Annotated in this window: 29 protein-coding genes; 25 read left to right on the top strand and 4 right to left on the bottom strand. The window is 63.3% G+C overall.

Features of this window, described 5'->3' with window-relative positions; translation table 11 throughout:
- Both DIE21_RS17175 and DIE21_RS17170 read right to left on the bottom strand, forming a co-directional pair.
- Window positions 1-1,053, bottom strand: a complete 1,053-nt coding sequence (locus DIE21_RS17175; protein ID WP_124498821.1) for a phage portal protein — start codon at window positions 1,051-1,053, stop codon at window positions 1-3.
- Window positions 1,050-2,819: a terminase ATPase subunit family protein gene (locus DIE21_RS17170; RefSeq protein ID WP_124498820.1), complete on the bottom strand. Its 1,770-nt coding sequence runs from the start codon at window positions 2,817-2,819 to the stop codon at window positions 1,050-1,052. The genes DIE21_RS17175 and DIE21_RS17170 overlap by 4 nt, the downstream gene beginning before the upstream one ends.
- Between DIE21_RS17170 and DIE21_RS17165 the strand changes: the two genes are divergently transcribed.
- From DIE21_RS17165 to DIE21_RS17110, 12 genes are all read left to right on the top strand, one after another.
- Window positions 2,799-3,779 (top strand): GPO family capsid scaffolding protein, encoded by a 981-nt coding sequence (locus DIE21_RS17165; RefSeq protein ID WP_260432510.1) that lies wholly within the window; start codon window positions 2,799-2,801, stop codon window positions 3,777-3,779. The two genes, DIE21_RS17170 and DIE21_RS17165, sit on opposite strands and share 21 nt — an antisense overlap.
- Before the next feature lie 30 nt (window positions 3,780-3,809).
- A complete protein-coding gene (locus DIE21_RS17160; protein WP_124498819.1) occupies window positions 3,810-4,820 on the top strand; it encodes a phage major capsid protein, P2 family in 1,011 nt (336 codons plus the stop codon).
- The gene (locus tag DIE21_RS17155; protein WP_124498818.1) at window positions 4,817-5,506 is read left to right on the top strand and encodes a terminase endonuclease subunit; all 690 of its coding nucleotides are present in this window, start codon (window positions 4,817-4,819) and stop codon (window positions 5,504-5,506) included. The genes DIE21_RS17160 and DIE21_RS17155 overlap by 4 nt, the downstream gene beginning before the upstream one ends.
- A gap of 100 nt (window positions 5,507-5,606) precedes the next feature.
- Window positions 5,607-6,086 carry a head completion/stabilization protein gene (locus tag DIE21_RS17150; RefSeq protein ID WP_124498817.1) on the top strand — a complete coding sequence of 160 codons (480 nt, stop codon included), beginning with the start codon at window positions 5,607-5,609 and terminating at the stop codon, window positions 6,084-6,086.
- Complete coding sequence (locus tag DIE21_RS17145) at window positions 6,086-6,292, top strand: tail protein X (protein WP_124498816.1); 207 nt, start codon at window positions 6,086-6,088, stop codon at window positions 6,290-6,292. The genes DIE21_RS17150 and DIE21_RS17145 overlap by 1 nt, the downstream gene beginning before the upstream one ends.
- 15 nt (window positions 6,293-6,307) lie before the next feature.
- On the top strand, window positions 6,308-6,652 hold the full coding sequence (locus DIE21_RS17140) for a putative holin (protein WP_124498815.1): 345 nt from the start codon (window positions 6,308-6,310) through the stop codon (window positions 6,650-6,652).
- A 1-nt stretch (window position 6,653) separates the two neighbouring features.
- The gene (locus tag DIE21_RS17135) at window positions 6,654-6,926 is read left to right on the top strand and encodes a phage holin family protein (RefSeq protein ID WP_124498814.1); all 273 of its coding nucleotides are present in this window, start codon (window positions 6,654-6,656) and stop codon (window positions 6,924-6,926) included.
- Window positions 6,923-7,735, top strand: coding sequence for an N-acetylmuramidase family protein (locus DIE21_RS17130; RefSeq protein ID WP_124498813.1), 813 nt, complete (start codon window positions 6,923-6,925; stop codon window positions 7,733-7,735). Before DIE21_RS17135 ends, DIE21_RS17130 begins: the two co-directional genes overlap by 4 nt.
- Entirely contained in the window at window positions 7,732-8,166 is a 435-nt protein-coding gene (gene lysB, locus DIE21_RS37825) for an Rz-like lysis system protein LysB (protein WP_124498812.1), read from the top strand. Before DIE21_RS17130 ends, lysB begins: the two co-directional genes overlap by 4 nt.
- Window positions 8,051-8,287 carry an Rz1-like lysis system protein LysC gene (lysC, locus tag DIE21_RS37545; RefSeq protein WP_260432512.1) on the top strand — a complete coding sequence of 79 codons (237 nt, stop codon included), beginning with the start codon at window positions 8,051-8,053 and terminating at the stop codon, window positions 8,285-8,287. The genes lysB and lysC overlap by 116 nt, the downstream gene beginning before the upstream one ends.
- A gap of 34 nt (window positions 8,288-8,321) precedes the next feature.
- Window positions 8,322-8,741 (top strand): phage tail protein, encoded by a 420-nt coding sequence (locus DIE21_RS17115; protein ID WP_409364636.1) that lies wholly within the window; start codon window positions 8,322-8,324, stop codon window positions 8,739-8,741.
- Window positions 8,719-9,183, top strand: a complete 465-nt coding sequence (locus tag DIE21_RS17110; protein WP_124498809.1) for a phage virion morphogenesis protein — start codon at window positions 8,719-8,721, stop codon at window positions 9,181-9,183. Before DIE21_RS17115 ends, DIE21_RS17110 begins: the two co-directional genes overlap by 23 nt.
- Here the strand turns inward: DIE21_RS17110 and DIE21_RS17105 are convergent.
- Window positions 9,163-9,948, bottom strand: coding sequence for a site-specific DNA-methyltransferase (locus DIE21_RS17105; RefSeq protein ID WP_124498921.1), 786 nt, complete (start codon window positions 9,946-9,948; stop codon window positions 9,163-9,165). The genes DIE21_RS17110 and DIE21_RS17105 overlap by 21 nt on opposite strands.
- A 174-nt stretch (window positions 9,949-10,122) precedes the next feature.
- Here DIE21_RS17105 and DIE21_RS17100 point away from each other — a divergent pair, with 174 nt between their 5' ends.
- Genes DIE21_RS17100 through DIE21_RS17040 form a run of 13 tightly spaced genes read left to right on the top strand, consistent with a single transcriptional unit; the run spans window position 10,123 to window position 23,688 of the window.
- Window positions 10,123-10,842, top strand: a complete 720-nt coding sequence (locus tag DIE21_RS17100; RefSeq protein WP_124498920.1) for a phage baseplate assembly protein V — start codon at window positions 10,123-10,125, stop codon at window positions 10,840-10,842.
- On the top strand, window positions 10,839-11,201 hold the full coding sequence (locus tag DIE21_RS17095) for a GPW/gp25 family protein (RefSeq protein ID WP_124498808.1): 363 nt from the start codon (window positions 10,839-10,841) through the stop codon (window positions 11,199-11,201). Before DIE21_RS17100 ends, DIE21_RS17095 begins: the two co-directional genes overlap by 4 nt.
- Window positions 11,198-12,103 carry a baseplate J/gp47 family protein gene (locus DIE21_RS17090; RefSeq protein ID WP_124498807.1) on the top strand — a complete coding sequence of 302 codons (906 nt, stop codon included), beginning with the start codon at window positions 11,198-11,200 and terminating at the stop codon, window positions 12,101-12,103. The genes DIE21_RS17095 and DIE21_RS17090 overlap by 4 nt, the downstream gene beginning before the upstream one ends.
- Window positions 12,096-12,635 (top strand): phage tail protein I, encoded by a 540-nt coding sequence (locus DIE21_RS17085; protein WP_124498806.1) that lies wholly within the window; start codon window positions 12,096-12,098, stop codon window positions 12,633-12,635. The genes DIE21_RS17090 and DIE21_RS17085 overlap by 8 nt, the downstream gene beginning before the upstream one ends.
- A 2-nt stretch (window positions 12,636-12,637) precedes the next feature.
- Window positions 12,638-15,940 (top strand): phage tail protein, encoded by a 3,303-nt coding sequence (locus DIE21_RS37820; RefSeq protein WP_260432509.1) that lies wholly within the window; start codon window positions 12,638-12,640, stop codon window positions 15,938-15,940.
- A complete protein-coding gene (locus DIE21_RS17075; protein ID WP_260432508.1) occupies window positions 15,840-16,811 on the top strand; it encodes a tail fiber assembly protein in 972 nt (323 codons plus the stop codon). Before DIE21_RS37820 ends, DIE21_RS17075 begins: the two co-directional genes overlap by 101 nt.
- Window positions 16,812-16,858: 47 nt before the next feature.
- On the top strand, window positions 16,859-18,031 hold the full coding sequence (locus DIE21_RS17070; protein ID WP_124498805.1) for a phage tail sheath protein: 1,173 nt from the start codon (window positions 16,859-16,861) through the stop codon (window positions 18,029-18,031).
- Between the two features lie 15 nt (window positions 18,032-18,046).
- Window positions 18,047-18,556, top strand: a complete 510-nt coding sequence (locus DIE21_RS17065; RefSeq protein WP_124498804.1) for a phage major tail tube protein — start codon at window positions 18,047-18,049, stop codon at window positions 18,554-18,556.
- A 55-nt stretch (window positions 18,557-18,611) separates the two neighbouring features.
- On the top strand, window positions 18,612-19,037 hold the full coding sequence (locus DIE21_RS17060) for a phage tail assembly protein (protein ID WP_124498803.1): 426 nt from the start codon (window positions 18,612-18,614) through the stop codon (window positions 19,035-19,037).
- 8 nt (window positions 19,038-19,045) lie between these two features.
- Complete coding sequence (locus tag DIE21_RS17055; RefSeq protein ID WP_124498802.1) at window positions 19,046-19,168, top strand: GpE family phage tail protein; 123 nt, start codon at window positions 19,046-19,048, stop codon at window positions 19,166-19,168.
- Complete coding sequence (locus DIE21_RS17050) at window positions 19,161-22,145, top strand: phage tail tape measure protein (protein WP_124498801.1); 2,985 nt, start codon at window positions 19,161-19,163, stop codon at window positions 22,143-22,145. Before DIE21_RS17055 ends, DIE21_RS17050 begins: the two co-directional genes overlap by 8 nt.
- Before the next feature lie 18 nt (window positions 22,146-22,163).
- A complete protein-coding gene (locus tag DIE21_RS17045) occupies window positions 22,164-22,619 on the top strand; it encodes a phage tail protein (RefSeq protein WP_124498800.1) in 456 nt (151 codons plus the stop codon).
- Complete coding sequence (locus DIE21_RS17040; protein ID WP_124498799.1) at window positions 22,603-23,688, top strand: phage late control D family protein; 1,086 nt, start codon at window positions 22,603-22,605, stop codon at window positions 23,686-23,688. The genes DIE21_RS17045 and DIE21_RS17040 overlap by 17 nt, the downstream gene beginning before the upstream one ends.
- 18 nt (window positions 23,689-23,706) lie before the next feature.
- On the opposite strand, the gene DIE21_RS17035 is transcribed toward DIE21_RS17040, so the two are convergent.
- Window positions 23,707-24,063, bottom strand: coding sequence for a hypothetical protein (locus tag DIE21_RS17035; protein ID WP_124498798.1), 357 nt, complete (start codon window positions 24,061-24,063; stop codon window positions 23,707-23,709).
- Window positions 24,064-24,415 lie beyond the last annotated feature (352 nt).

Genomic DNA, 24,415 nt, shown 5'->3' with positions numbered 1-24,415 from the left:
TTATGCCGCCGACGACGCCGGCGGAATGGCGTATGGATCGAAGCTCACGACTTCTTCGCCGAGCCAGTCGTTCAGCTCCAGGAAGCGCGACTGCAGCGGCACAATTTCATTTCGCCCGAACACGCGCGCAGCGGTGTCGGGCGTGCCAAACCCGCCCGAATTGCTCGGCACGATGCCGAGCAGCTGCGGCGGCACGCGATGCGCGGCGAGCAAGTCGTCGCGCGTCACGTTCTTGATATTGAAAAATTCATCCTTCGCGGCAACCTCGGAAACGGGGATAAGCTGGATGCCGTCCTTCTTGCCGCCCGGCGCATACATGAACACGTTTCGGAAGTTGCCCGGCCCCTTGCTGTTCTTCAACGCTGCGCGCATGTTGTCCACGTCGGTCTGAGTCTGCGCCGCGTCCGTCATGTACAGGATGAAGCCGGCATGGCTTCCATTCTCGTAATACTTCCGGCGGAACAGCGTCGACGATTCGTTGAGCCAGGCCGAATGAAGCGAGCTGAGATATTCCGGCAGGCCGTACACCTCTTGATTGATATCCGACTGCATCACATGAAAGACGCTGTTCGGCTCGAATTCATGTTCGATCCGCCAGCCGTTCGCGTACACGTAGCCGCTGAAGTCGGCCTTCCGGCGGGTGTACTTCGCAAGCGTGTTTTCCAGGCTCAGTGTGCCGCCGAGCCGATTGCGGCGCCGTTCCAGGTAACCGTTACCGAACACCATGAAATCGAGCGCCAGGCGTCCGAATTTCGCGCGTGAAAGCAACGGGTGCGGCCGGAACGTCGATGCCAACACGTTTGCCTTGAAGTACAGCGCGGAACTGTGGTGCGTGCTCGCTCGAAATGACTTCGCAATCCCGTGGAAGCTCACCGGCGGTTCGAACCACTGACCATTCGACCAACATTCAACGTAGTCGAGAATTTCGGCCCGATCCATCACCGGAATCGGGTCATCGAAGGTGAACACTTCGGCACGTGCCGGCGCTGGCGCGACCGGCGCGAGATTGGATGATGCGGCGGCCGTGTGGCGGCCGCGCGTGCGCTTGCTCACGAATAAATCTCCATGAAGGATTGAGAATTCAGGCCGCCGCCGTCGAGCGGTTCGCGGTCGATCGCATGCAGGCACGCCCACGCCAGGTCGGCGTGGCCGGTTTCCTCGGAGCGGTCGGCCGTGTACGTCGCGCGATGGCCGCCGGCCGTAATAGTCTGTTTGATCGCCATGAAGGCGGCCGCCAGGTCTGTCCATCCGGCGTCGAACTGAAAGCGTCCGTTGCGAATCACCGACTGGCCTTTGAGCACCAGGCGGGTTTTAACCTCGGGCGTGTAGTTGATTGCGGTCGCGCCAGGGTAGAACTTCCGGACGAGCTGGTAGACGCCCTGGCCCATGCCGGTTGTGTCGATGCCGATATGCCCGACGTTGTAGCGCAGCGTGACCTGGCGAATCGCTTCGGCCTGGGCTTCGAAGTCGTTGCCGCGGAACTGGTGGCGTTCGAGCACGCGGAACCGGCCTCCTTCGACGCGCGGCGGTGCGATAACGGCCAGACCGGCCGAGTCGCCCGTTAGTGCAGGGTCATAGCCGACCCACACCTCGCGATGGCCGAACGGGCGCAGCAGCAACGGCGAAAAGTCGTCGGCCCATTCTTCCCAGGAATCGACCATGCAGTTCTGCAGCTCGGTCAGCTTGAACACCGACAGAGAATCGTCGATGAACGCGCACATAAGCAGATTGGCGAATTCCTCGGCGCTGTACTCGCGGCGCAGCTCGTCGATGTCGAACAAGTCGCAGCCGCCCGCCATCGCGTCCAAGATCGTCACGATCTGGCGCCACTGTGCGTCCTTGCACAACATGCCGCGTACGAGCGCTTCGTGGCTTGTATCGATCTGAACGCGATCGCCGGCCGCGCGGCCACGGTTCGCGTGCGCACCGCTCCAGAACGCGAACGCCTCATGCATCACGCTGGACGGCGTGCTGAAGTACGTCTTGCGCCAGCGCTTGTGCATTGCCATACCGGATGCGACCTTGTTCAGCTCGCGGAACTTCGGTACCCAGAAATACTCATCGAAATAGAAGTTCCCGTGGTACGACTGCGCCGTGCGTGCGTTCGTCCCCAGGAAGTAGAGGATCGCGCCGTTCGGGATAGCAATCGGATCGCCGGTCAGCTCAACGTCGGCAGCGTCACGCGCGAACTGCGTGATGTACTGTTTGAACACGTGCGCCTGGGCCTTACTGGCCGACAGGAAAATCTGATTTCGGCCGGTATCGAGCGCGTCGACTAACGCTTCGCGTGCGAAATACCAGGTTGCGCCGATCTGCCGCGACTTCAGAATGTTCCGCGTGCGCTGGTCGCCGTTTCGATACCAGACCTTCTGGTAGTCGAACAGCGAATCGCGGAACGCCTCAACGATGCGTTTGTGCTGTTCCTCGGTGATTTCGTTGCGGACGGGCTTACGCTTCGGGCCTGCGCCACGGCCGGCAACCTTGGGATTCAGGTCGCTTTCCTTGCCGCTGCCTTCATAGTTGCGCACGCGCGCCAGGCGTTCGAGCACGCGGCCCAGCGCGTCCATTTCCTTGTAGTCGCCGCCGTCCTTCTTTTCCTTCTCGATGAGCACGACCATGCGCGCTTCGGCTGTCGCCGCGACGCGCTCCTGGGCGGTCGCCTCTTTCCATTGCTCGCGCCGACACCATGACGCGACGGTGGCGTACTTCAGTTCGAGATGACGCGCGATCGATGACACGCGCCAGCCCTGCCAATAGAGCGAGCGCGCGATCGTTCGAACGTCCTTTTCGCGTTTGGATTGGTCGGTGGTTTCGAGCATCCGGCAAGGGTAGGGCGACGCGCGCGCGCGATCACGCCGAGCACGCTGTACCCGCGAGCGCAACGAACACCGCTCGTTGAGCGCGCGACGCTGAACGCCGAATATGAGAACCACGCTCAATCAACCACGGTTCGAAACCTCTCTATGGCTGGCAAAACGAAATCGAAATTCTTCCGCGTAGCGGTGGAAGGCGCGACCACTGACGGTCGCGAGATCAAGCGTGAATGGCTCACGCAGATGGCGAAGAACTACGACCCGGCGCTGTATGGCGCGCGGATCAACGTGGAACACATTCGCGGCGTCACGCCGCTGTCGGCAAACACGCCGTTCGGTTCGTATGGCGATGTGCTCGCCTGCGAAGCGCGCGAAATCGAAGACGGGCCGCTGAAAGGAAAGATGGCGCTTTTCGCGCAAATCGACCCGACCGACGAAATGGTGAAACTGACGACGGACAAGCGCCAGAAAATCTATTCGTCGATCGAAATCAACCATTCGTTCGCGGACAGCGGAGAAGCGTATCTGATCGGCATCGCGGCGACCGACAACCCGGCAAGCCTCGGCACGGACAAGCTCAAGTTCGCCGCGCTGCGCTCCAGCAATGTCTTTTCCGACGCGCTCGAAACCACTATCGAATTCGAAGGCGTGCAGGAATTCGCGGGCCGCAGTCTGCTTGCGCACGTCAAAAGCATGTTCGCGAACAGTCGCACCGGCGACGAGAAGCGCCTGCTGGAAATTCAAAGTGCCGTCGAAGAAGTGGCGAAGTTCGCGAGCGAGCAGACGGGCGAGCTGCGTACCGCGCTCGCGAACGCCGAGCAACGCGCGACGGCTGCCGAAAAGAGTGCTGCCGAAGCGCTGTCCGCCGTCGAAAAGCTGACTGCGACTCTCGCAGCTACCGACAACAGCAATACGTTCCGTCCGAAGTCGACCGGCGGCAGCGGCGAAACGGTCACGGACTGCTGACCGTCAATCTGATTAACGGAGAACAACCACATGCAGAAACTCACGCGCCTGGCGTTCGAGCGATACGCCGCGCAAATCGCGAAGCTCAACGACACGTCCGACCCGTCGACTAAGTTCGCAGTCGATCCGACCGTGCAGCAAAAGCTCGAATCGAAGATGCAGGAATCGAGCGCGTTCCTGAAGAAGATCAACGTGCTGCCCGTGACGGAGCGCGAAGGCGACAAGGTCGGCTTGAGCGTCGGCCGCCCGATCGCGAGCCGTACCGATACGACGAAGGGGCCGCGCAAGCCGATCGATCCGACTGCGCTCGAAAGCACCGGCTATCGTTGCGAAAAGACCGACTCCGACACGGCGATTTCGTACGCGAAACTCGACGCCTGGGCGAAGTTTCCCGATTTCCAGACGCGCATTCGCGACCTGATCCTGACGCAGAACGCGCTCGATCGAATCATGATCGGCTGGAACGGCGCGAAGGTTGCGCCGGAAACCGATCGCGACGCAAACCCGTTGCTGCAGGACGTGAACATCGGCTGGCTGCAACAGTATCGCGCTCATGCAGCGCAGCGCGTGCTTCACGAAGGCAAGCAAGCTGGCAAGGTGATGGTCGGCAAGGGCGGCGACTACGCGAACATCGACGCCCTGGTGATGGATATCGTGTCGTCCATGATCGACGCCTGGTTCCAGGAAGATACGGGCCTGGTTGTGATCTGCGGCCGCGATCTGCTGCATGACAAGTATTTCCCAATCGTGAACGCCGACCAGGCGCCGAGCGAACGCCTCGCGGCCGACCTGATCGTGAGCCAGAAGCGCATCGGCAATCTGCCTGCGGTACGCGTGCCGTTCGTTCCGAAGGGCACGCTGATGGTGACGAAGCTCGACAACCTGTCGATCTACTACCAGGAAGGCGCCCGCCGGCGCACGCTGAAGGACGTTCCGGAGCGCGATCGCATCGAGAACTACGAATCGTCGAACGACGCGTACGTGGTCGAAGATTTCGGTTGCGGTTGCGTGGCCGAAAATATCGAGCTGGTGGCGGCATGACGATCAAGACGCCGGCCCGAATGCATTTCGAGCGCGTGAGCGCCGCACGTGCGGCGGCCGCGGCCGCACCTGGTGAAACGATGGCCGGCGCGACGCCGTACGAGCTGATGCTGCGCAAACTCGCAATCGACCGGCGCGCGCTGAAGGGCGTGCAGTCGGTGACCAGAAAAATCGAGCTGAAACGGAAGTTGCTGCCGGAGTACGCCGACTATGTGGCCGGCGTCTTGACAGGTGGGCGCGGTGCCCAGGATGACGTGCTGGTGACGATCATGGTGTGGCGGATCGACGCCGGCGACTACGATGGCGCGCTCGCGATCGCAACCTATGCACTGGAACATGGCCTGGTCATGCCCGACCAGTTCGACCGCTCGCTCGCTTCAGTCGTCGCCGAGCAGTTCGCCGACGCGGCGCTGCAATCGTTCATGGAGGACGGCACGTTCGAAGTCGCGAGCCTCGAAACGATCGCCGAGCGGACTGAGCAGGGCGACATGCACGACCAGATTCGCGCGAAGCTGTACCGCGCGCTCGGCTATGCCGTGCAGGCGGCCGAGCCAGTGCGCGCGCTCGATTACCTGCGGCGAGCGCTGAAGTACAACGAGCGCGTAGGCGTGAAAAAGGACATTGACCGGCTGACGAAGCTGGTCGAAGCCTCGGGCCGTCAGGGCGATGGCACCGGCGGCACGTAAAGAGCCCAACCCGGCATGGCGGCACCGACGCCCCTGGTCCTACGCCTGACGGACATGGACCTTGTGCGTCGGTCCACCGCCACCTAATCCTTTCCCGATCATGAGCAGCTTTGTTGCAACTGCGTCGCCGACGCCCGCCGCGTCGCCGGTCGACGGCGTCGTGACCAATGACGGCTGGTATCCCGACGTGAATCTCACCGGCCTGCGCGATGCGATGCGCCTCGACGGCACGGTGACAGCAGAACGGATGCGGCATGCGACCCGTGATGCCGTCCTGAGCGTGAACAGCGAGCTGTCCGCGTGGCGCACGCGCCAGGTCGCGGCCGGTCATGCTGCACTCGACGACGTGCCCGCCGCACGCGTCGACGGTCAAAGTGCCATCGTGCATCACTACCTGCGTGCGGTGTATCACCGCGCGTACGCCGACGTGACGGAGAAATTCCGCGGCTACGACTCAACGAAATCGGGCGGCCAGGATGCCGCCGACCTGGCCTGTACCGTCGAAGAAGCCAGGCGCAACGCCCGATGGGCAGTAAGCGCAATCCTCGGCGTCCCAAATTCGACTGTGGAACTGATTTGATGAAGGTTGCGGCACTGCAAGGTGAATCCCTCGACGCAATGTGCTGGCGCCACTACGGCACGACGGCCGGCACCGTTGAAGCCGTGCTCGAAGTGAATCCGGGCCTGGCCGCCCTGGGCGTCGCGCTGCCGATGGGAACGCTCGTCGACATGCCCGACCTGGACGCGATCGCGCAGACGAAGCCGCTACTGCAACTGTTTGACTGACCTGGAGCCGCCCGTATGGCTGAACCGAACACCTCGACCGCTGCCGCTCTGCTGGCCGCGGTCGGCCTGGCCGGCGTTGCGCCTGGCATCGACGGCGACGCACTGATCGGCGCGTTTGCTGGCGCCGCGCTCGTCGTCGTCACGTCGAAAGACCTGGGAATCGCGCAGCGGGCCGCCTACATGCTGATTTCCCTGGTCATGGGCTACCTGGCCGCGCCGGAGATCATCAATGCGGTTCCGATCCGCTCGACCGGCGTCGCTGCGTTCTTCGCTGCGGCGCTCGTCATCACGGTCACGCTGACGCTGATCGAGCGGGTGAAAGGGATGGACGTTTTCGATTTGCTCCGTAAGGGGAAGTGACATGCACCTGTCCTACGCCTTGATCGCGCTCGCGGCACAGGTCGCCGTGATTCTGCGTGTGCTGACGTACCGCAAGAACGGGGCGCGGCACCGTTTCCATATCGCGTGGACGGCCTGGCTGATCGTCGCGATTTCCGGCGGCTCGGCGATCGAGCTGCTACTGCACCCGGAGCCGGTCGGCGCGTTTCAGGCGCTGCGCGACGTGCTGCTGGCGCTATTCGTACACCTTGCGCGCGGCAACGTCGCGCGCCTACTGCGGAGTAATGACGCATGAACACCCTACGATTGGACACCCGCGGCGCGGAAGTCGGTCTGCTGCAGCAACGACTCACGCGAGCAGGCTATCCCGTCGACGTGACGCACGTTTTCGACGAACAGACAGAGCGGGCGGTGATTGCACTGCAGCGGGCGGCCGGCCTGGTCGTCGACGGCGTCGCGGGCAAGAACACCTACGCATTTCTCGCGACTGGCATGCGCGACCCCAAGCACATGACCGATGCGGACATTGCGCGTGGAGCAGACACCTTGGGCGTCCCGACCGCGTGTGTTCGCGCTGTGTGTGCCGTCGAATCGCGCGGCTCAGGTTTCCTGTCGGACGACCGGCCGGTGATTCTGTTCGAACGCCACGTCATGTATCGCCGCCTGGTCGAACACGCCGGGCCTGGCGACGCGGTGCATTACTCGCTGCTGTATCCGAACGTCGTGAACAAGCTGGCGGGCGGATACCAGGGCGGCGCCGCCGAATATGTGCGCCTGGACATGGCCGCGCGCCTCGACGCGGCGGCCGCGTACGAATCGGCTAGTTGGGGCGCGTTTCAGGTTATGGGCTTTCATTGGGAACGCCTGGGCTACTCGAGCGTCGACGCCTTCGTCGCGGCGATGGAGACGAGCGAAGGCGCGCAGCTCGACGCGTTCGTGCGCTTCGTCGCGGCCGATGCGGGTCTGCTGGCCGCGTTGAAAGGGCGAAAGTGGGCCGCATTCGCGAAGGGCTACAACGGCCCGGATTACGCCCGCAACCTGTACGACGCGAAGCTGGCCCAGGCATACGCGCGTTTCGCTGTCGACGAAAAGGCCGCCGCATGACCGCAGTCGGTGCGCGCGTGGTCGTTGTCGTGGCCGCTGCTGGTGTTGCGTTTGGCGGCTGGCAGTACGTGCGCGCGCTGCGGCTCGAACTGCACCAGGCGAGCGCGGCGGCCGCCCAGGCGAAACAGAGCCTGAGCCAGCGCGACGACGTAATCGACAGGCTACTGCGCGACGCGAACGAGAAGGACGAGCAGCGCGCGCAGCTCGAAAAGACCCGGCAGGCCGTCGACGCGGCACTCGCTGCCTACAGGAAGGAACTACGGAGCCTGATCGATGAAAACCCTGCTGTCCGCGAATGGGCTGCTACTCCTTTGCCTGACGACGTTCGCCGCCTGCACGCCCGTCCGGCCGCCACCGGCGCCGACGATTACGGTCAACGAATGCGCGGCGGCGAACCGCTGCACGATGGAGGCGACCGAACCCCGAACTAACGAGGAAATGAGCGACGCACTCGAAGTCGTGCGTGCGGCCTGGGCGCGGTGCGCGGCCGTCGTCGACATGATCGTGACATGCCAGGAAAAGAACCGCGGCACGAGCGCGACGCATGAATAAGATCAACAGTCTGCGCGTCGCGCTCACGGAGGCGGTGCCGGCGCTGTCCCATGCGCCGGACCAACTGACCGTGTTTATCAATCACGGGCGGATCGTCGCGACCGGTACGCGCTCGCCGTCGTTCGAATATCGGTACGAGGGCGAAATCATCATCGAGAAATTCACGGGCGATGCTGACGTCGTGTTCGTCGCGGTGGTGGAATGGGTGCGAGCCAATCAACCCGACCTGGTCGCGAACCCGGACGAGCGGCACCACGGTATTTCGTTCGTTGCCGACGTGCTCGACAACCAGGCAGTAGATCTGTCGATCAAGGTGCAACTGACCGAAAACGTTGTGGTCACGGACGGGGACGGCGGCCGCACGATCGAGCATGTCGACGATTCGGCTGATCGCGCGCTGTCGGATTCGAACGCATGGATGTGGGAATGTAATGGCGGAGCTGACCGCACTTGAGAAATGGGCGAGCGGCTTGCTCGCGAAGCTGTCGCCGGCGCAGCGCATGCGCGTCGCGCGCGACATTGCGGGTGAGCTGCGCCGCGCGCAGCAGTCTCGCATCGTCGCGCAGCAAAACCCGGACGGTTCCCAATTCGAGCCGCGGAAGGCGAAAGCGGGCGGAAAGCGGCTGCGCGACAAGAAAGGGCGGGTGAAGCGTGCGGCGATGTTCCGCAAGCTGCGCACTGCGCGCTATCTGCGCATCGAAGCGAACCCGGCCGGCCTGGCGGTCGGCTTCGACGGCCGCCTGGCAGGCATCGTTCGCGTTCACCAGGAAGGCAGGACGGCACCGGTCGAACCGGGCGGACCGATGGCGAAATACCCGGTTCGGATGGTTCTCGGGTTCGCGAAGCACGACCGCGACCTGGTGCGTGACCGTCTGTTACGCCACCTGACCGATTGACCGATAGTCGGCCTCGGTCGACGCCAGGCGTCGCGACGCCACGTCGAAGTACGCCGGACTCGTTTCGCATCCGATCCACTTCAGGCCGGCGTCGCGCGCGGCAACCAGGAACGTCCCGGAGCCGGCGAACAGGTCGCATACCACACCGCCTTCCGGCACCAGGCGCACCACGTCGCGCGCCAGCTCGATCGGCTTCTCCGTGACGTGCTGTTTCGGCAGCGTCAGGCGGGTCGGGAACACGCCCGGTAGGTACACGCTGCTGTCGTTCATCGGGCCGCGGCTTGCCCACACGATGAATTCCGCCTGTTGTGCGAATCCGCCGCGCCGCGGCCGCGTCCGACCAGGCGTTTTGTCCCATACCGCGATGCCGCGCAGAGTCAGGCCGGCCGCCTGCACAACGTCCGTGAGCGTCGCGAGCTGGCGCCAGTCGATAAAGCAGACGAGCAGGGCGCCCGGCTTCATCGCGCGCCGGCACTCGGTAAGCCAGGCGTGGCACCAGAACGCCCAGGCGCGCTGGTCCATGTTGTCCCCTTCGAAATCGGAATAGACGGCTTTCGTGTCGGTGTTGATGTACTTCTGGCTCGGGGCGCGCGTGCGTGCCGATAGGTGCAACCCGCCGGATGCATACGGCGGATCGGTGAACACCAGGTCGACGGACTGATCGGGCAGCGTGCGCGCCAGAGCGAGCGCGTCGACGCGATGAAGCTGGTTGAGCATCGGGGAAATGTCGGCCGCGGGCGCGGCTTCGGAAATCTGAATCGTCATGGTTCTAAGACAGCGTGGAAAGGGCACGCGCGACGCGCACCAGGTGCGTCGTTGAGCATGTGACGGCGATTGTCGGCGCACGATCGCTCGCGAGCGCGACGAGCGCCCTGTACCCGCGAGCACGACATTGGCCGTTGCTCGCTTCGCGCGCGGGCGATCGGCAACATTGCCGATATGGATTCGAACGAAATTAACCGCCAGATGCGCAACGCCGTCCGCAAGGGATCGATCTTCGATATCGATTTCGCGAACGCGTTGTGCCGTGTCTCGATCGGTGAATCGGACGAGAATGGCCTGCAGACGAACTGGATGCCCTGGCTGACGCCGGCGGCCGGCGACACACGCGAATGGTTGCCGCCGTCGAAGGGCGAACAGGTGATGGTGCTCGGCCCGATGGGTGATCTTGCCCAGGGCGTCGCGCTGCGCGGCTTCTTTTCCGATGCGTTCGGCGCACCGGACCAGAGTCCGAACGCTCACACCCGCACGTACAAAGATGGCGCGCGCGTTTCGTACGACTTCGCGGCGCACGCGCTCAATGCTGTGTTGCCGGCCGGCGCAACGGTTCGCATCGTCGCGCCGGTAAGCGTCATTGTCGAAACGGATGTCGCAACCGTCAAGGCGAAGGCCGTCACGATCGACGCGAAAAACACGACCGTCACGGGCGCATTGCTCGTTAAAGGGCCGTTCACGTTCCAGTCGGGCATGACCGGTTCGGACGGCAGCGGCCAGGGCGGTGCCGGCGCAGTGATGACGATTCAGGGCAGCGCTCGATTCACGGGCGTTGTGACGGCCGACACCGATGTGAAGTCGAAGAACGTCAGCCTCACGGAACACCCGCACGATGCGCGCGGCGAGTATGGCCGCACGTCCGGACCGATCGCGGGGGCATCGTGAAGGGAATGAACGCCGTCACGGGTCGCGCAATCTCCGGCCTCGAACACCTGGCGCAATCTGTCGGCCGAATCATCGGGACGCCGCTCGCGAGCTGCATTCAGCGCCGCGAATTCGGTTCCGAAGTTCCCGACCTGATCGACGCGCCGACGAACGGCGAAACGCGCGTGCGCCTGTACGCCGCCGTTGCCACTGCGTTGATTCGATGGGAACCGCGCATTACGGTGGCGCGCGTTCAGCTCGTCGTCGATGCTGAGAACGCGTATGCGGGGCGCCAGTACATCGACGTCGAAGGCTGGACCGATGAACGCGACGAGCCGGTAACGGTTCGCGTACCAGCATCGAATGGGGTCGCGCGATGAGAACGACTCCGATCGACCTGTCGCAACTGCCGGCGCCCGATATCGTCGACGTTATCGACTTCGAAACGCTGTACGCGCAACGCAAAGCGCGCCTCATTTCGCTCTACCCGAAGGAACAGCAAGCCGAAGTGGCGGCAACGCTCGCGCTCGAATCCGAGCCGTTGACGCGTTCCCTCCAAGAGAACGCATATCGTGAAATGGTGCTGCGCGCGCTTGTCAACGACAAAGCACGCGGCCTGCTGCTGGCATATGCCACCGGGACGACGCTCGAACACCTCGGCGCGTACTTCGACGTTGAACGCTTGTTGGTTTCGCCTGGCGATCCGGAAAACGAAACCGATCCTGTCTACGAGGACAACGACAGCTTGCGCGAACGCATCCAGCTCGCGCCCCGCGGCTTCTCTGTCGCCGGACCTGACGACGCGTACGTGTTTCACGCGCGCGCCGCTGACGGTCGCGTGTTATCAGCGTCGGCTTATAGCCCGAAACCGTGCGTCATGGTCGTAACGATTCTGTCGCGCGAAGGCGACGGCAAGGCGTCCGATGAGCTGCTGAAGGTTGTCCGCAAAGCGCTCGAAGGTAAGCGGCCGCAAACGGACCAGGTCATCGTGCAGAGCGCGGACATTGTCCGTTACACGATTCGCGCGACCCTGCGATTCTTCGCTGGTCCGGATCGCGCGGTTGCGCTCGCCGAAGCGACGAAGAGGACGCAGGCATTCGCCGATGCAATGCACCGAACGGGAATGGAAGTCACCGTGGACGGTCTGTATGCCGCGATGCGTGTCGCAGGCGTGCAAAAGGTGTTGCTCGATACGCCCGCAAACGGTGTGCCGATCGGCATCAACCAGGCGTCCTATTGCACTGGTATCGAGCTGATCGACGGCGGGGTGGCCGATGAATAACCTTTTGCCGCCGAACGCGACGCCGCTCGAACGGCGTTTGGCAACGACGAATGCCGCAATCAGCGATATCCCGGTGACGCTCGATGTGCTGATGGATGCCGACGCGATTCCGCTGCGCTTTCTGCCCTGGCTTGCCTGGCATTTCGGCGTCGACACCTGGCGCGATGAATGGCCCGAAGCCGTGAAGCGCGCTCGCGTGAAATCGGCTATCAGCATCGCTCGCAAGAAGGGAACGGCGGACGCGGTGCGCGAAGTCTGCGCGTCGTTCGGTGCAAACGTCGTCATGCGCGAATGGTTCGAGACGACGCCGCAGGGCGAGCCGGGCACGTTCGAAATCATTCTGACGGTCGGCTCGCGCGACGGCGTGCCAGTAACGGCGCAGTACGTCGCCGACATCATCGCCGAAGTGGATCGGGCGAAGCGCGGGACCGCCCACTACACATTGACGCAGGGCTACGCCTCGATCGGAACGATCGGCGTCGCGGCCGGCGCGCGTGCGGCGCTCTATCGCCGCCTCTCCCTCACGGATTGAACATGGCAGGAAACGTAATTCAGCTGACGGACGCCGGCCGTGCCGCCCTGGTCGCGCCGGGTAATACGGGCACCGCCGCGCGGAAGATCACGCAGATTGGCCTGGGCACGGCGTCGTTCGTGTTCAAACCCGACATGAAGGTACTGCCGAACGAGCTGAAGCGCACGACGACGTTCGGCGCATCGAACGTCGCGAGCGACACGATGCACGTCCTGATCCAGGACGACACGAACGCGCAGTACAAACTCTATGCGTTCGGCCTGTATCTGGATAACAGCGTGCTCCTGGGCGTGTACGTCCAGGACACCCCGATTCTCGAGAAGGCGCCGGCGGCAATGTTGCTGCTGGCCGCCGATATGGTTTTCAAGTCGATCGATGTGACGAAGCTCGAGTTCGGGCCGACTACGTTCCTCAATCCGCCGGCGACAACTGAGCAGAAAGGCGTCGTGGAACTGGCGACGCAAGCTGAAGTCGACGCCGGCGCGGACGACACGCGCGCCATCACGCCGAAGGGCGCCGCGACGCGCTATGTGCCGTTCATTGGCGGCCGCTTCACGGGGCCGGTAAAGATTTCGAAGGGCACCGGCGAAATTTCGGACGATGGTTCCAGCGTCCTGCAGACGTTCGGCGATTCGCGCACGACCGGGAAAACGCTGTTCGGAACGGGCGTGAAGGCTGGCCGCGCCTATGCGGACAACGATCGGTTCTACATGAGCGCGGATGGCGACGTTCGCGTCGGATCGAGCGGCGCCGCCGGCCAGCTCCAGCTCGCAGCTGGCAACGCGGTGCATGGGGTACTGACGAAGGATGGCCGCATTCTGTTCGGCAAGAACCAGACCGACGACGGCAATGCTGCGATGCAGGTCATGCCTGAGACACCGGAAGGGTTCGCCCTGGCGATCTACCGGGCTGCGGCGTATCCCCAAGCGATCAAGATCGCGGCATCGCCGAGCGCGTCGACCAGGAACGAAAACGTCATCGAATCGTACTCCGCGCTCGACAACGCGAAGCCGCTCGTTATCGGCGCGACGACCGACGGGAACAACGCCGAGCCGACACGCGGCGTCGTCGCGATTTGGTTGCAAGTGCTCGGGCAAACGCGGGCCGTGCTGAACAAAGACGGCCAGTTCTTGTTGGGTGCTGGCACGGCTGCAAGTGGGCCGGCGTTGCTCCATGTTGGTGGTTCGTCACGCTTCGCCGGCCCGATTTGGCGTGGCCTCACGAACGCGATTCAGGTCGGCTCGTCGGACAGCGCTGGCATCCAGAACGCAGGTACCGGCGGCGATGCATCGATCAACAACGCCCGCTTCAGTGCCGACACGGTCGGTCCCGCGATCAACCTCGGGAAGTCTCGCGGCTCGTCGATCGGCGCGCAGGCGGCAGTGAAGGCCGACGACGCTCTCGGGTCCGTCTATTTCTGTGGGTCGGACGGAGAACGGACGCTGATGGGGGCCGCTATCGTCGCGTCAGCGGCGTCCGGTTTCACGTCGACTTCTCACGCGGCACGGCTGGATTTCCACACAGTTCCGAATGGGGCGGTGGCGTCGATTCTGCGCATGCGTATCACCGCTGACGGCCGCGTGTTGTATGGCAACACGGACGACAACGGCCAGGACATGATCCAGTCGCGCGGCTCGATCTATTCCAGCGGTGGCGTGCGAAGCGCAGGGTACGACGCGAACGGTAGCGGCGCGCAGTTTCGCGCGGTCGGCGCGGATTACGGCGTCATGATCCGGAACGACAACAAGAGCGCCTGGTTCCTGTCGACGAAGAAGGGAGACGCGTACGGGACCTACAACGACTACCGCCCGCTCGCCTGGTCGCTCGACACGGGCGCCGTCCGTATCGACGGATCGGGCGCCGGCACCTCGTTCGGCGGATACGTGCGTGTCGCCGGCAATCTGGAAGTGTCAGGAATCGGGTACTTCGCGGGCGGGGCGAGCCAGGCGAAGTCGTACGGTTCTGGCGTCATCCTGGGCGCCAACGCGGGCGGCGGCGTTGTCCTGAAATGCGCGACGGCCGACGTGAACATGAAGATGTGGGACGTGCAGTCGAACGAGCGCCAGCTCAACATGCGCGCGGTCGACGACGAGTGGACCCAGGGTATCCCGTTCCTGACGGCGACGCGCGAGGACAAGAGCAACGCGATTCGCTCGCTAGCGCTCGTCCCGGCCGGTGGCCGCGTACAGGTCGCCGGCGCACCTGATGACGGCTCGTCTGCGTTCGCGGTGCGTGGCTCGATCAAGGGCATCGGCTCGGCTGGCGCACTCGTTGCGTCGAACGGCGGCGGCACGGGGCCAACGTCGGTTCTGCTGAAGCGCGACGGTGCGCCGGTCGACCAGAAAACCTGGGAAATGCTGACGTACAGCGATGGTTCGTTCGCCGTTCGCTCGACAAACGACGACTATACCGCCACACAAACCGCAGTCAGCGTCAGCCGCTCGACGGGCTACAACCTCGGCACGATGAAGCTGATGCCGCAGGGCGGCCGCGTGCTGGTTGGCGGCGCACAAGACGATACGTCGGTGCTCGTCAACGTCGGTGGCCTGGTCGCGGCGAGCGCACCGCCGGCCGGCGACAGCTCGAACAAGCTCGTCACGTCAGCCTGGGTGTCGACGGCCATCCTGAATTCGCAAATCGGACAGATTGTCTGGGAGGCGCGAACCGCGGCACGTGCCGGCTACCTGAAGCTGAACGGCGCCGAGTTGAAGCGCACCGACTACCCGCTGCTGTGGGCTTATGCACAGGCGAGCGGGGCGATTGTCGCCGAAGCGGATTGGCACAAGGGCCGCAACGGTTGCTTCTCGACCGCCGATGGCAGCACGACATTCCGCCTGCCCGACCTTCGCGGCGAATTCATTCGCTGTTGGGACGACGGCCGCGGTGTCGACGGCCAACGTCTGATTGGGAGCTGGCAAGACAGCCAGAACCGCAGTCACGCGCATGGCGCGTCGGCGGCGGCAGTGGGCGATCACACGCACGGTGCTTGGACGGACGCGCAGGGATTTCACGCGCATGGCGTCCACGATCCGGGACACGCACACCCCGTCAGGATGGGCCGCGTTGGCGTTGTGGCGACATCGTACGGTCAGGGATGGGGACCGTACAACTTCGACCGCCAGGACATGCACGGTACGGAAGGCGCAGGCACGGGCATTTCGATCGCTGGCGACGGCACACACGGTCACAACGTTGGCATCGGCGGTGCGGGCAACCATTCGCACGCGATTTCGGTCGCGGCTGACGGCGGAAACGAAGCGCGGCCGCGAAACATCGCGCTTCAACCTTCTATTCGAGCATTCTGAAATGAACGGTAATCTCCTACACCAATACGACCGCGAGACGGGGCAATACCTGAGCAGCATTCTTCCCGACCCCGATCCGCAAAACCCCGATCGCTGGATCGTGCCGGCATTCAGCACGCCCGATCCGCTGCCGACGTGCCCACGCCGGAAATGGCCGTTTCGTCGCGGCGACGCCTGGGCGCTGCTGCCGGATTTCCGCGGCGTGAAGCTCTATCGGAAGTCGGACGGGATGCCGTCCGAAATCTTCGCGGCGGGCATCGTGCCCGACGACGCGGAGCTGACGGAGTCGCCGCGTCCGTCGCCGGAACACGTATGGAACGGCAACGCGTGGGTGGTCGATGAAGCCGTTGTGGCGAAGCGGATCTACGACGAAGCGATGGCCGAATTCAATCGCCGGATGGACCATGCTCGCGACATGAACCAGGGCAAGGCTGACGCATACGCGGCGGGCCAGCTGTCCCGCGAAGAACGCTACTACTTCCGCGCCTGGTCGGCGTACCAGCTCGACATGGTGCGCGCGATCAACGCAAAGGGGTTCCCGCAGACCGTGGCATGGCCGCAAGAGCCGGCATCGTTCGAAGTGGCGTGCGGCCCGGTCATGACGGACTACGCAGCCCGCATGGCGAAGGCGAAGGAAATCACGGATGGCATGGCCGACGCCTACAAGGGCGGGATGCTCTCCGTTGACGAAACGCGTATCTACGAAGCCTGGACGGAGTACGAGCGACGGCTTACGCAGGCGATCGACGGCGACAAGTTTCCGAACGACGTTGTGTGGCCGGATGAACCGCCGAAGAACGAGCCGGCGGACGACGAAAGCAACACTACCGACGACGCGGCGCAGGAGCCCGACGCCGGCGACACGCTGTAACGCCGCCGCGTTACGGAATTTCCATTTCACATAGACCAGGAACAGATATGGCAGGCACCTATCACCACGGCGTACGCGCCTACGAACTCAACGACGGCGGCCGGCCGATTCGCACGATCTCGACGGCCGTCCTCGGCATCGTCTGCACCGCAGAGGATGCCGACGCAACCGCGTTTCCGCTGAACACGCCCGTGCTGCTGACGAACGTTCGATCGGCCGTCGGCAAGGCAGGGACGAAGGGCACGCTGAAGCGCACGCTGGACGCGATCGGCAAGCAGACGAACCCGGTCACTGTCGTGGTTCGAGTCCCGCAGGGGAAGGACGAAGCGGAAACCACGTCGAACGTTGTCGGCAAGGTCACGCCGGAAGGCAAGTACACCGGTGCGAAGGCACTCATGACGGCGCAGGCGAAATTCGGCGTGAAACCGCGGATTCTCGTCGCGCCTGGCCTCGACACGCAGCCGGCGGCCGCCCAGCTCGGCATCGTCGCGCAATCCATGCGCGGCATGGCCTACGTGTCCGCGTATGGCTGCAAGACGAAGGAAGAGGCGACCGCGTACCGGAAGCAGTTCGGACAGCGCGAAATCATGGTCATCTGGCCGGACTGGCTCGGTTGGGACGACGACGCAAACGAAACGGTCGTGATTCCGGCGCCGGCGATCGCCGCCGGCCTGCGCGCGAAGATCGACAACGATATCGGCTGGCACAAGACGCTGTCGAACATCGTCGTCAATGGCGTCACGGGTATCAGTGCGGACGTGTCGTGGGACCTGCAAGACCCGGCTACGGATGCGGGCTACCTGAACGAGCAGGAAGTGACGACGCTCGTCAATCGGAACGGCTATCGCTTCTGGGGTTCGCGTACGTGCTCGGACGATCCTCGGTTCGCGTTCGAAAACTACACGCGCTCGGCGCAGGTCGTCGCCGATTCGCTGGCGGAAGCCGAAATGCCGAACATCGACGGTCCGCTGAACCCGTCGCTTGCGCGCGACGTGGTCGAAAGCAACAACGCGTGGTTCCGCGAAACGGTGTCGAACGGCTACCTGATCGGCGGTGAATCGTGGTTCGACGCGGAGCCGAACACGAAGGAATCGCTGTCGGACGGCCAGGCATACGTCGACTACGACTTTACGCCGGTGCCGCCGCTGGAAAACCTGATTCTGCGTCAGCGAATCACCGACCGATATCTCGCCGACTTCGCTGCGCGCGTGGCGGCATAACAGGAGAAATGACATATGGGTATGCCGCGGAAACTGAAGGGGTTCAACCTGTTCCACAACGGGACGAACTTCGTCGGCCAGGTCGCCGAAGTGAACCTGCCGAAGCTCAAGCGAAAGATGGAAGCCTGGCAAGGCGGGGGCATGGGCGGCCCGATCAAGGTCGATTTCGGCAACGATGAGCTGCAGCTCGAATGGACGTGCGGTGGCTTCATGGAGGAAGTCGTTTCGCAGTACGGCATCTTGAAGCACGACGGCGTGCAGCTGCGCTTCGCCGGCGGCTATCAGCGCGAGGACAGCAAGCGCTTCGACTCGATCGAAGTCGTTGTGCGTGGTCGACATGAGGAAATCGACATGGGCCGCGCGAAGGCGAAGGAGGACACCGAATTCAAGGTCACGACGAACGCCAGCTACTACAAGCTCTCGATGAACGGACGCGTGCTGATCGAACTCGACTTCATCAACATGATTCAACGCGTCAACGGCGACGACTTGATCGCCGATCTGCGCGCCGCGATCGGCCTGTAACAACGTGCTTGCGCGACACGCGCGGGCAATCGAAATCATCATCCAAGGAAAGCACATGAAAACGACGAAAACCGACGAAGCAGTTCTGCAGGCAACCATCATCGAGAAAAACGACGCGGCCGCGCCGGCGAAGCCGTCGACGGCGCTGGCCGTCGCGGCCGCCGAAGCGGCGCCGGCGATCCACGACGATCCGAACACGCACACGCTCGATACGCCGCTCGAGAACGGTGACAACGTGATTACGCGTGTCACGCTGCACAAGCCGAATTCCGGGGCGCTGCGCGGCACGTCGCTGTCGGCCCTGGTCAACCTCGACGTGGACTCGTTGCGCAAGGTGTTGCCGCGCGTCAGTACGCCGACGCTCACCGAATGGCAGGTGACGATGATGGACCCCGCGGACCTGGTCGCCCTGGGAGGCATCTTCATCGGTTTTTTGATGCCGAAGGCCGTGAAAGCGAACATGGAATCCCTGACCGCGTAGAGGACGCGATGGCAGATATCGCGACGGTGTTCACCGGCTGGACGCCGACGACGATGTACGAGTTTGAACTAGCCGAACTGATGGAGTGGCGCGAGCGCGCCCGGATACGAAGCGGAAGCGACGATGGATAACGCTCTTAAATTGCGGGTCATGTTCGACATGATCGACAACTGGACGAAGCCAATTCGGAACGTCCTGAACAGCAACAAGGGCTTGGCCGAGTCGCTGAAGCGCACGCGCGGCGAGCTGGCCGAACTCGGGAAGAAGCAGAAGGAAGTCGCATCATTTCGCGACATGCGTTCGGGCCTGGCCGAAACGGCGACCAAGCTCGGCGCGGCCCAGGCGAAGGTGAAGGCGCTGGCCGGCTCGCTGCACACGTTCGGGCCGCCGTCGCAGCAGATGGTGGCCGACCTGGCACGAGTGCGCCAGGCGGCCTCACGCCTGCGGGCAGAACAGAAGAAACAGACCGAATCCGTCGACGCGCTGCGCCAGCGGCTCGCGCGGGCCGGCATCGATACGCGCAATCTATCGCAGCATGAGCGCGAGCTGCGCTCGAACATCACGACGACGACGGCGGCGATGCAGGCGCAGACTCGCCAGCTGGAAGCCATGTCCGAGCGTGAGAAACGCTTGGCGACCGCGCGCGGCAAGATGCAGGCCGTGCAGGGCGTCGCCGGCGGCATGGCGATCGGCGGATATGCCGCGCGATCGACCGGCATGCACGCGCTGACTGATATGCGCGAAACGCTCGACGAGGCGAAGAAGATGACGAACGAGCGCGCGCGTATTACCGCGCTCGGCCTGGGCGACGTGGCAACGCGCGACGCGGAGAAGTACGCGCGCGCCATGAAACAGATGGGTGTGAGCACGTCGGACAACATGACGTTGATCCGTGACGCGCTGTCGATTTTCGCCGATGAGCATCACGCGCAGATGGTGATGCCGACGCTCGCGAAGATGAAGTTTGCGAACGAAGCCTTGTTCGGCGCGGAGGACGCGCACGCGAACGAAGAGAAATTCATGAACATGCTGAAGGTCATCGAGCTGCGCGGCGGCACGAAAGACGAAGCCACGTTCAAGAACGAAGCCAACATGGTGCAGAAGGTGCTGTCCGCGACCGGCGGCCGCGTCGGCGGCGATGAGTGGCGCAACTTCATCCAGACCGGTGGCGTCGCTGCAAAGCAGATGCGCCAGGACGCGTTCTATTACCAGATGGAACCGCTGATTCAGGAAATGGGCGGCCACGGCGTCGGCACCGGCTTGATGTCGGCGTACAGCAACGTCTATCAGGGCAAAACCACGGTGCGCGCGGCACAGGAGATGATGAATCTCGGGTTGCTCAACAAGAAAAACGTTGAGTACAACAAGATCGGGATGATAAAGCGGATCAAACCCGGCGCATTGCTCGGCGGCGATCTGTTCAAGGCATCGCCGCTCGAATGGCTCGAAAAGGTGTTGCTGCCGCAGATGGCGAAGAAGGGCATCACCGACCCGGACAAGGTGAAGGACACGATTTCAACGATCTTCACGAACCGGACGGCAGCTAACCTGTTCTCGACCATGTACATGCAGCGGGACCAGATTCACAAGAATGAACGGCTGAACACCAACGCGTACGGCATTGACGACGCTGCGCGCCTGGGCGCCGAGCAGACGCAAGGGAAGGAACTCGACGCGCTCGCGAAGATACGTGAAGTCAAGCGCGAAATCGGCGAACGTATCACTCCCATGTACAACGCCGGCCTGGACAAGACGCGCGAGCTGCTTTCGTCCATCATCACCCTGATCAAGAACCACAGTGCCGGCGCAAAGGTCGTGCTGTCCGTCGTCGCAGCGCTCGCTGCGCTCCTGGTCGTCATGGGAACGGTTGCGATCGCGCTCGCCGGTGTTCTCGGGCCGCTCGCGATTGTTCGCTTCAGCATGACCACGCTCGGCATGCAAGGCGGCATACTTGCGCGTGCGCTCGCTATCGGCGGCGCAGCGTTGCGTATGTTCGGAACCGCCGCGATGTTCGCAGGGCGCGCTATGTTGATGACGCCAATCGGCCTCGCGATCACGGCGGCCGTTGCCGTCATCGCCGGCGCCGCTTACCTGATATATCGGTATTGGACGCCGATCACGGCGTTTTTCGCGGGCGTCTGGAGCGGCGTGAAAAGCGTGTTCAGCAGCGTTGTCGGATGGATCACGCAATACCTGATGAACTGGACGCCCCTGGGCTTCATCGTCGCCCATTGGGACGACCTGAAGGCGATCACGCTTGCCGTGTGGGAACTCATCAAGGCCCGCATCGTTTCGGCGGCCAGCTCGGTCGTGGACTTCTTCATGAACTGGACGCTCGTCGGCGTCATCGTGCGCCATTGGGACACGATCAAGGCGGCAGCGGGCGCGACGTGGAACTGGATCGCGAGCACCGCCACGGCGGCCGGCCGTGGCATCGCCGATTTCTTCGTGAACTGGACGTTGCTCGGCGTTGTCGTCCGGCATTGGGACGAGATAACCGGCTTCATGTCCGGCCTGGTCGGGCGCTTCACGACGATTGGCGGTCAGATTATCCAGGGCATGATTGCCGGGTTCACGGGAGGCATGTCGGCGATGCGTCAGGCGCTGAACAACGTCGGCGAAAGTGCGATTTCCTGGTTCAAACAGAAGCTCGGCATTCACAGCCCTAGCCGGGTGTTCGCCGAACTCGGCGGATTCGTCGGGCAGGGCGCGGCTATCGGGATTGATGGCGAGCAGCATCGAGTCGCGCGCGCGGCGCTCGGTGTCGCCACGGCCGCCGTTACAGCGTTCGGCACGCCTGCATTCAGCATGCCGGCACTGACGTTGCCGACGACGAGCGGCTCCGCGCCGGCGTCGCAGCTCGGCGAAGCGGCGGCCGCAGCCGTCGTACGGCAACCGGTAGCGATCGACCGTCGACCGCCGCTGACGCTCGCGCCGGCCGCGCCCGTGGGCGCAGCTGCGGTCAACATGGCGCCGGCGGCCATCACGATCCACATTCACGCACAGCCAGGCATGGAGCCGCAGGCGATTGCACGAGCGGTCGCGGCCGAACTTGATCGCCGCGAGCGAGCGAAGCGCGCGCGTACCGGCTCACGCCTGTCGGACTGACATCACGGAGATATGCCGATGCTGACATCGCTACTGTCGCTCGACCAATTCGCATTCAACCTGACGACGGCCCCGTATCACGAACTGCAACGTCGCCGACAGTGGAAGCACCCGAAGAAATCCCGAATCGGTGTACGCGACTCGCGCCAGTACACGGGGCAGGGTGACGACACGATCACGCTGCACGGCATGGTCGCCCCTGAATCGATCGGCTCGATCGCGTCGATTAAGCGACTCGCCGATATGGCCGATACCGGCGACGGCTACGTCCTGGTCGACGGAACGGGAGTCGTTTATGGAGTGTTCGTTATCACGGGCCTGGACGAAACGCAGATCTACCACACGCCGGAAGGCGTGCCGAAGAAAATCGACTTCTCGCTGACGCTGGAGCGCGTCGACGACGATGCGCTGCGCGTCGCCCAGGATCCGGACGCGAACACGGACGACGAGGCGGGCAATGACGACGCGAAGTGAATACGCAACCGACGAGCGGCGTCGATCGGATCGCATCGAGCCGAAACCGGACTACCGGATTACGCTCGGCGGAAAGAACATTTCACGCCGATTCCTGCCGCGGCTCGAATCGCTGACGCTGTCCGAAGCGCGATCCGACGAAGCCGACACGATCGACCTGGTACTCGACGATTCACGGAACGACCTGGCGATCCCGAAGCGCGGGGACGAAATCAAGGTGTCGATCGGATGGGCCGGCGATCCGCTCGTTGACAAAGGCACGTTCGTCGTGAACGAGGTCGAACACAGTGGGGCGCCGGACACGATCACGGTGCGCGCGCGGTCGGCCGCGATGACGAACGGCATGCAGGAACGTCGTGAAAAGAGCTGGCACAAGCAAACGATCGGAACAATCGTGCAGACCATCGCGAAGCGTTATTCGCTGACGCCGGCGGTCGGCGACAAGCTCGCGAAGATTCAGATTGCGCACATCGACCAGACACACGAAAGCGATATGTCGTTCTTGACGCGGCTCGCGAAGCGCTACGATGCCGTCATGAACGTGAAGGACAAGCGGCTGCTGTTCATGCCGATCGGCACCGGCAAGACCGCGAGCGGGAAGGCGCTGAAGGTGCTGAACCTGGCGCGCGCAGACGGCGACATGCACCGATATCACGTGTCCGAGCGCGAAAACTACTCAGCCGTGCGCGCGCACTACCATTCGAACGGAAAGGCGAAGCGGAAATCAGTCATCGTCGGCGGCGAAAACAACCATAACGTAAAGGTGCTGCCAGAGGACTACGCGACCGAAGCTGAAGCGCGAGCCGCTGCGCAGGCAGAATTCAGGCGCACGCAGCGTAGCCAGGCGACGCTCGATTACTCGCTGGCACGCGGCCAGGCTGACTTGTTTCCGGAAACGCCCGTCACGGTGAGCGGCTTCAAACGGGAAATCGACGAAACGGCATGGCTGGTGAAGAAGGCTACGCATCGGATCGGTAACGACGGGTTCGTGACTGACCTGGAGCTTGAGATGCGCGACGATCCGACGACGGATCGGCATCGGTCACATTTCCGGCACGGCAAGAAGTAAGTCGATCGTCCGTGCATATTAGTTTGGTGGATTCGAGAGACCATAGATAGCATCGGCTCGTACACCTGGCTGACCGGGCACATCGCCCATGACGATTCCGTAGATCGAAAATCGCCAGAAACTTCGCTCGGGTGCGTTCGGATCTTGGACGGCGAGATAGGTGAGGGCGCCACCGCCAACGTTTTTGTCGATGCGCGCTCCCCATTGCGGATTCAGGAACAGCGTTTCGAGCGTCGGAACAATGGATGGGTGAAAAAATGAGGCCCGAAGGTTCTTGGGCGGCGTCAGCTCAGCTTTCCAGTGATGCCACGCGAGACCGACCATCATGTATTCGCACAGCCTAGTTACCAACTCGCAGTCAAGCGAGAGCTTCATTTCAGGGAACCACCGAGGGGCATAGTCGCCTCGCCATTGCCGATTCCATTCATCAAACAACGTGCGACGAAGACGAGCATTTTTTGCGAGTCGCGGTGGTACCAGTTCGTTCAATGTCCGCGAAGCAGCGGCGTGACGTGCACCGAATGGCAAAACGGTGAGCAAGTGGTGCTCAATGCGGGATTTTGCGTTGTTGCATGCCGAACACGCCGGCACTTCGGGCAGGTTATCGCGCTCTGATGGAAGTAAGAAACCACGCGCGATTACGTGGTCACGAACCTGTCCGCGTTTTTGTGGGCGAGGCGGTTGAACGGCACGTTATCCGCGCGCCTGCATAAATCGCTCTCCGAAC

The sequence above is a fragment of the Burkholderia sp. Bp9140 genome (genome assembly GCF_003853425.1).
In the GTDB taxonomy this organism is placed as follows: domain Bacteria; phylum Pseudomonadota; class Gammaproteobacteria; order Burkholderiales; family Burkholderiaceae; genus Burkholderia.
The sequence above is the reverse complement of the archived record's forward strand: the minus strand, read 5'-3'. Positions and strand labels throughout refer to the sequence as shown.

Bases quoted from the DNA above. Each gene is read 5' to 3' on its own strand.
- DIE21_RS17170 (WP_124498820.1), bottom strand. From the start codon at position 2,819: ATGCTCGAAACCACCGACCAATCCAAACGCGAAAAGGACGTTCGAACG.
- DIE21_RS17160 (WP_124498819.1), top strand. From the start codon at position 3,810: ATGCAGAAACTCACGCGCCTGGCGTTCGAGCGATACGCCGCGCAAATC.
- DIE21_RS17155 (WP_124498818.1), top strand. From the start codon at position 4,817: ATGACGATCAAGACGCCGGCCCGAATGCATTTCGAGCGCGTGAGCGCC.
- DIE21_RS17150 (WP_124498817.1), top strand. From the start codon at position 5,607: ATGAGCAGCTTTGTTGCAACTGCGTCGCCGACGCCCGCCGCGTCGCCG.
- DIE21_RS17145 (WP_124498816.1), top strand. From the start codon at position 6,086: ATGAAGGTTGCGGCACTGCAAGGTGAATCCCTCGACGCAATGTGCTGG.
- DIE21_RS17140 (WP_124498815.1), top strand. From the start codon at position 6,308: ATGGCTGAACCGAACACCTCGACCGCTGCCGCTCTGCTGGCCGCGGTC.
- DIE21_RS17135 (WP_124498814.1), top strand. From the start codon at position 6,654: ATGCACCTGTCCTACGCCTTGATCGCGCTCGCGGCACAGGTCGCCGTG.
- DIE21_RS17130 (WP_124498813.1), top strand. From the start codon at position 6,923: ATGAACACCCTACGATTGGACACCCGCGGCGCGGAAGTCGGTCTGCTG.
- lysB (WP_124498812.1), top strand. From the start codon at position 7,732: ATGACCGCAGTCGGTGCGCGCGTGGTCGTTGTCGTGGCCGCTGCTGGT.
- DIE21_RS17110 (WP_124498809.1), top strand. From the start codon at position 8,719: ATGGCGGAGCTGACCGCACTTGAGAAATGGGCGAGCGGCTTGCTCGCG.
- DIE21_RS17105 (WP_124498921.1), bottom strand. From the start codon at position 9,948: ATGACGATTCAGATTTCCGAAGCCGCGCCCGCGGCCGACATTTCCCCG.
- DIE21_RS17100 (WP_124498920.1), top strand. From the start codon at position 10,123: ATGGATTCGAACGAAATTAACCGCCAGATGCGCAACGCCGTCCGCAAG.
- DIE21_RS17090 (WP_124498807.1), top strand. From the start codon at position 11,198: ATGAGAACGACTCCGATCGACCTGTCGCAACTGCCGGCGCCCGATATC.
- DIE21_RS17085 (WP_124498806.1), top strand. From the start codon at position 12,096: ATGAATAACCTTTTGCCGCCGAACGCGACGCCGCTCGAACGGCGTTTG.
- DIE21_RS37820 (WP_260432509.1), top strand. From the start codon at position 12,638: ATGGCAGGAAACGTAATTCAGCTGACGGACGCCGGCCGTGCCGCCCTG.
- DIE21_RS17070 (WP_124498805.1), top strand. From the start codon at position 16,859: ATGGCAGGCACCTATCACCACGGCGTACGCGCCTACGAACTCAACGAC.
- DIE21_RS17065 (WP_124498804.1), top strand. From the start codon at position 18,047: ATGGGTATGCCGCGGAAACTGAAGGGGTTCAACCTGTTCCACAACGGG.
- DIE21_RS17060 (WP_124498803.1), top strand. From the start codon at position 18,612: ATGAAAACGACGAAAACCGACGAAGCAGTTCTGCAGGCAACCATCATC.
- DIE21_RS17055 (WP_124498802.1), top strand. From the start codon at position 19,046: ATGGCAGATATCGCGACGGTGTTCACCGGCTGGACGCCGACGACGATG.
- DIE21_RS17050 (WP_124498801.1), top strand. From the start codon at position 19,161: ATGGATAACGCTCTTAAATTGCGGGTCATGTTCGACATGATCGACAAC.
- DIE21_RS17045 (WP_124498800.1), top strand. From the start codon at position 22,164: ATGCTGACATCGCTACTGTCGCTCGACCAATTCGCATTCAACCTGACG.
- DIE21_RS17040 (WP_124498799.1), top strand. From the start codon at position 22,603: ATGACGACGCGAAGTGAATACGCAACCGACGAGCGGCGTCGATCGGAT.
- DIE21_RS17035 (WP_124498798.1), bottom strand. From the start codon at position 24,063: ATGAAGCTCTCGCTTGACTGCGAGTTGGTAACTAGGCTGTGCGAATAC.